Annotated in this window: 5 protein-coding genes; 1 reads left to right on the forward strand and 4 read right to left on the reverse strand. The window is 72.9% G+C overall.

What is annotated here, in order from left to right; all coding sequences use genetic code 11:
- Positions 1-189: 189 nt before the first annotated feature.
- Positions 190-2,175 carry a caspase, EACC1-associated type gene (locus tag ACJA3G_RS30325; protein ID WP_406556241.1) on the reverse strand — a complete coding sequence of 662 codons (1,986 nt, stop codon included), beginning with the start codon at positions 2,173-2,175 and terminating at the stop codon, positions 190-192.
- A 2-nt stretch (positions 2,176-2,177) separates the two neighbouring features.
- The gene (locus tag ACJA3G_RS30330) at positions 2,178-2,558 is read right to left on the reverse strand and encodes an effector-associated constant component EACC1 (protein WP_406556242.1); all 381 of its coding nucleotides are present in this window, start codon (positions 2,556-2,558) and stop codon (positions 2,178-2,180) included.
- 121 nt (positions 2,559-2,679) lie between these two features.
- Here ACJA3G_RS30330 and ACJA3G_RS30335 point away from each other — a divergent pair, with 121 nt between their 5' ends.
- Positions 2,680-2,967, forward strand: a complete 288-nt coding sequence (locus ACJA3G_RS30335) for a hypothetical protein (protein ID WP_406556243.1) — start codon at positions 2,680-2,682, stop codon at positions 2,965-2,967.
- A 44-nt stretch (positions 2,968-3,011) separates the two neighbouring features.
- Here the strand turns inward: ACJA3G_RS30335 and ACJA3G_RS30340 are convergent, their stop codons facing one another.
- Both ACJA3G_RS30340 and ACJA3G_RS30345 read right to left on the reverse strand, forming a co-directional pair.
- A complete protein-coding gene (locus ACJA3G_RS30340) occupies positions 3,012-3,182 on the reverse strand; it encodes a hypothetical protein (RefSeq protein WP_406556244.1) in 171 nt (56 codons plus the stop codon).
- Positions 3,183-3,375: 193 nt separating this feature from the next.
- Complete coding sequence (locus tag ACJA3G_RS30345; protein WP_406556245.1) at positions 3,376-4,539, reverse strand: ABC transporter ATP-binding protein; 1,164 nt, start codon at positions 4,537-4,539, stop codon at positions 3,376-3,378.
- Between the last annotated feature and the right edge of the window lie 262 nt (positions 4,540-4,801).

Genomic DNA, 4,801 nt, shown 5'->3' on the forward strand with positions numbered 1-4,801 from the left:
GCGGCCGGGGCGGTGACATCGACTGGGTGGGCTACGACGAGTTGACCCCGCTGGACACGGCCGTCCGCGCCGGACACGGCGAAGTCGCCGGGTGGCTGCGGGGGTTGGGGGCGCGGTCCGCGAAGGAGCGGGCGTAGACGGGAGGCTCCGGGGCCAGGGGCACCCGGCGGGCGGACGTGCGGCGCCGGTTCACGTCCGGCCGCGGGTCTCGATGGCGTACAGCCTGCCGCTCGCGTTGGCGGCGTACACCACGCCGTTCGACACCACCGGAGCCGGCAGGATGCCGAGGGCGGTGGGGACCCGCCACCGCTCGGCCCCGGTGCCGGCGGACAGGGCGTACAGATGACCGTCCGCGCCGCCGACGTACACGGTCCCGTCGGACAGGGCGGGTGGGGACTGCGCCAGCATGCGCTTGGCGGACTTCCACCGGACCTCCCCGGTCGCCGCGTCGATGCCGTGCAGCACGCCCGTGTCGTCGCTGACGCAGACCAGGCCGTCGGCCGCGACCGGTGACGTGCGCACGCCGCTGTCCGTCGGGGTGCGCCATCTGAGCTGCCCCGTCAGGGCGTCGATCGCGGACACATGTCCCCGGCCGCTGCCCACGTACAGGACCCAGCCGGACAGGGCGGACCGGGACGCGACGGGGGCCGGGACCGGGGTGCGCCACTTCCGTCTGCGGTTCGCCGCGTGGACGCCGTACACGGCCCGGTCGGTCGCGGTCCACACCAGGCCGCCCGCCGCCGCCACCCAGCGGAAGGGCGCTATCCGGGGGCAGAACGTCCAGATCTTCCCGCCCGTGGCGAGGTTCAGGGCGTACACGCTGTTGGAGTGGGCGAGGTAAACGGCTCCGCCGTCCGTCGCGGGGAGCGGATTATCCCGGGGGCTTCCGCGCACCTCGAACTGCCAGCGCGGGGTGCCGGTACGGGCGTCGAGCAGATGGAAGCACGAACCCGCCGTGATGCCCACGGTCTCCTCCCCCACGGCCAGCACCGTGTGGACGGGCTTCCCGGCGTCGAAGCGCCACCGGGCCCGCCCGGTGGCGGTCTCCACCGCGTGCACCCGTCCGAAGTCGTCGCCGACGCAGACGAGGCCGTTGATGACGGCGAGGGAGGCGTGCACGGCCGCTTCGGCGGCGAAGGACCAGCTGAGGGTGCCCGGTACCGGGTCCGGAGCAGAAGCCGGGGCCAGGGCCGAGTCCGGGGCCGGGGCCGTGGGTGCCGGGGCGTCCGTGCCGAGGAGGGTCCCGAATCGGAGGGCCGCCGCGGCCGACACACTGCGGCTGTCGTCGTCCAGCAGGCGCCGCATCTCCGGCGCGACGCGCTCGCGTACGGTCGCGTTGCCGACCTGGTAGCGATGGGCGAGGCCCTCGATCGCGCCCAGCCGGTCGGCGGGGACCGGACTGTCGAGCGCGTGGCGAAGGTGCTCGGGCAGCCGCCAGTTGACGTTGCGGGCGACGACGATGCGGCCCTCGACGTTCTCCTGCTTCTTCGGGCGCTGCTGCGGCATCTCCGCGACGACCCTGTCGTGGACGTACGCGTACAGCTCGTCCAGGGTGATGTTCCCGTCGCCGTCGAGGTCGGCGCTGCCGTCGCGCAGTCCGGACACGAGGTGGCGGGTGAACACCGACTGCGGGGCGCCGCCGTGCAGGTCGTCGCCCTCGAAGGAGTACTGGGTGGCGTCGGAGGCGGTCAGGACGCTGCGGCCGGTGCCCCGGAAGCGTTCCAGGGTGTGCATGTCGGTGTCGCCCTTGGCCAGACGCCCGGCCGGGAAGGCGCCGCTGTAGCAGCAGTCGAGGATCAGTACCTGCTGCCGGGAGGCGCAGCCCGTCATGGCGCGGTCGATCTGCTCGGCCGGCAGCGAGGTGAACGCCAGATTGTCGCGGCGGGTGTTGCCCATCGCCAGGTGCAGCCGCCCCTCGTCGTCCTTGAGGCCGTGCCCGGTGAAGTACAGCAGCGTCAGGTCGTCGCGCCGCCGGTCACGGAACAGGTCGCCGATGGCCTCGCCCACCCGGTGGTGGGGTTCGTTGACGAGCGTGGTGACCTCGAAGTCCGCGATCTCCGGGTCCCGCAGCACGGCCGCCAGGGACTCGGCGTCATGGGCCGGCGCCGTGAGGCGGCGCAGCCCCGCGTCCTGGTACTCGTACGTCGCGACCAGCAGGGCCAGCCGGCGGCCCACCGCTACTCCCCGGCCCGGTGGCGGCGCACGAAGCCGTCGATCAACTCCCGCCGCTCTTCGGCGGTCGCGTGCTCCAGCTCGATCGTGTCGCCGTCGATCGTCACCGAGATGCGGTGCCGGGCGGCCTGGCGGCCGAGCCAGTCCCGCAGCGTGTCGATGAGGACGGTGAACACCCCGCCGGACGCGCTCAGGGCGAGCACGACGGCCCCGACGGTGACCGGATCACCGCCCTTGGCCCCCGGCGGGAGCTCCCCGGGCGGCGCCGGGGACGCCACGTCGACGTCCAGCTCGCGCAGCTCGCCGCGGAGTCGGCGCACCAGCTGTTCGACGTCCTCCTGGTCCGACTCCTCGCCCGGCGCCAGTGACAGCAGCACTTCCCTCACACGTCCCCGCTTCCCACCTGCGGCCCACACGTCTCGGTGGTCCCGCACGGACAGTACAGGCCATTACAGCAGCCGGACACATGACCGGTTTCAACTCGGCGCGTCCGGCAACCCGTTCGACATGTCCAGACGCTATGGCGGGAACCCAGCAGCGACGATCATCCTCATCATCGCGGACATCACCGCGGTGATCCTGATCCTGTGGATCGTCTTCTACCTCTTGGACGCCAACACCGCGAACGATCTGGTGTCCTGGGTCCACCACGCGGCGAACTGGCTCTCGGGCTGGTCGCGCGACATGTTCAACGTCGAGTCGAACGACTGGCGCACGATCCTGAACTACGGGCTGCCCGCACTGGTGTACCTGCTGGTCGGCCACGCCGTGGCGGGTCGGGTCAACCGGTCGTAAGCACTCGTCGCACCCTGCGGCGGTCCTCGACCGCGCGTCCGCCCTCACCTCACCGGCCGTCGTCCACGACGACGCGACCAGCGCATGGCGAAGAAGACCACGTCGGCCACCAGGACGACGACGCCGATGGCCAGCAGATAGCCCAGGCCGTCCGCGACCGCGCCGATCAGTCCCAGGACGACGGCCACGAGGATGAGGAACAGGAACATCGCCATGAGCGGCCATCTCCTTCGGCTGCGGAGTTCGGCGGGTGGAGTCCTTCGGGCCGGGTCGGGTCGGGTCGGGCGGCACGGCCGGACCGTTCGGGGCCCGGTAGGAGCGCCTCCGCCCTTCCAGCCTGCTCCCGATCGCGCACGACCGCCATGGACACCACGCGGACCGGCCCCCGGTGACCACCCGGGCACGCCCCTACGCGTCCGCCACGGAGTCGAACTCCACCTCCTCCCGCGCCACCCCCTGCGCGTCCGCGTCCACCGATCTGCGCAGGGCCTCGTGGAGCTTCGCGGGGGTCAGGACGCCCGCGAAGTGGGCGCCGTCCAGGACCGCGACCCAGCCCGCGTCGTACTGGAGCATCTCGCTGAAGGCCTGCTTCAGCGGGGCACCCAGCGGCACCCAGGCCTCCATACGGCGGGCCAGGTCCGCCACCGTGGCCGGGGCGCCCGCCAGCGAGAGTCCGTCCGCGGACACCCAGCCGTGGAGCTCGCCGGAGCCGTTGAGGACGACCGCCCAGCGCGCCCCCGCCCCGCGCAGCCGCGCCGCCGCCACACCGGCGGGCTCGTCGAGGCGGGCGAGCGGGGGCTGCTCCAGGTCGGCCTCCTCGACCGTGGTGACCGACAGACGCTTCAGGCCCCGGTCCGCGCCCACGAACCGGGCCACGTACGGCGTCGCGGGAGTGCCCAGGACCGCAGCCGGGGTGTCGAACTGTTCGATGCGGCCCTCTCCGTACACCGCCATCCGGTCGCCCATCCGTACCGCTTCCTCGATGTCGTGCGTGACCAGGAGGACGGTCTTGCGTACGGTCGCCTGGAGGCTCAGGAACTCGTTCTGGAGGCGTTCGCGCACCACCGGGTCCACCGCGCCGAAGGGTTCGTCCATGAGCAGGACGGGCGGGTCCGCCGCCAGCGCCCGGGCCACGCCGACGCGCTGGCGCTGGCCGCCGGACAGCTGGGCCGGGTAGCGGGAGCCGAACGTCGCGGGGTCCAGGCCCACCAGGTCGAGCAGCTCGGCCGCGCGCTCGCGGGCCTTGGCCCGCTTCCAGCCGACCAGCGCCGGTACGGTCGCCGTGTTGTCCAGGACCGTGCGGTGCGGGAACAGGCCCACCTGCTGGATGACGTAACCGATGCGGCGGCGCAGTTTCACGGGGTCGAGCGAGGCGATGTCCTCGCCGTCCACCAGGATGCGGCCGGACGTCGGCTCGATCAGGCGGTTCACCATCATCATGGTGGTGGTCTTGCCGCAGCCGGACGGGCCGACCAGGGTGACCAGCTCCCCTTCGTTCACCTCGAAGGACAGGTCGTCGACGGCGCTCGTGCCGTCCGGATACACCTTGCTGACCCGCTCGAACCTGATCATGGATCCACGCTAGGAGCCCCGCCGCCCCGGCGCACACGGACGGCCGCCGGGGGAGTGCGCCACCGGTCGGCCGGATGCCACCGGGCGGGCGGGTGCGCGTACCGGCCGATGTGATCCACTGGGCCGAGCCGGACCACGACCGGGACCCGGCCCCACGACCGGACCGAGTTCCACGACCGACCGGCCCGACCCGGCCCCACAACCGAACCAGGCCGCATCCACGACCGGGAGCAGCCGGCCCCAAGACCCGGCACGCCGGACC

Origin of the sequence: Streptomyces sp. YS-3, assembly GCF_045257485.1 — a bacterium.
GTDB lineage: Bacteria > Actinomycetota > Actinomycetes > Streptomycetales > Streptomycetaceae > Streptomyces.